At 52.4% G+C, this 496-nt stretch carries 1 pseudogene; it reads right to left on the bottom strand.

The annotated features are described in order from the left end of the window. Positions 1-496: pseudogene (locus tag ACTHUG_RS11395) on the bottom strand (glycoside hydrolase family 65 protein); the annotation flags it as partial.

Raw genomic sequence — 496 nt, 5'->3', positions numbered from 1 at the left:
CGCCGAGGGCTTTGAAGCTGCCGGCGAAGATTTGCTCGGCGTTGACGATGAATTGTTCCACGCCGAAGGGATTGGCAACGGTTTGGGTGGCAATGTAGGAGTGGTCGTCTGAAACGCCTTTGTCTAATACCTGCCAGAATTTTTCTTCGTAGTTGGAGTCTTCGTTTTTCACGTCGGCATCGATGATGGAATCGATGCGGACTTGGTGGGTTTTGCCGTCAACGGATACGGCTTCCCAGCGGATGAGCGCCAGCTCTTTTTGCGCGACGGACAGGAATTTGCACACATTGAAACGCACGCCGAATACGGTGAACGAGCGGCGCAATACGCCGTGCTGCATATCGAGTTCGACGGAGAAGCCGGCAACGTCGTTTTTCGCCAAGTCCACCTCTTGTCCATCAACAAAGATTTTGACTTTGCTGAAATTGAGCGCGTTGATGGCTTTGCCGAAATATTTTGGGTAACCGTTTTTCCACCAGCCGACGCGGGTTTTGTC

The organism is Neisseria sp. P0022.S009, from assembly GCF_051956675.1.
Taxonomy (GTDB): domain Bacteria; phylum Pseudomonadota; class Gammaproteobacteria; order Burkholderiales; family Neisseriaceae; genus Neisseria.
This window is presented reverse-complemented; position numbering and strand designations above follow the sequence as displayed.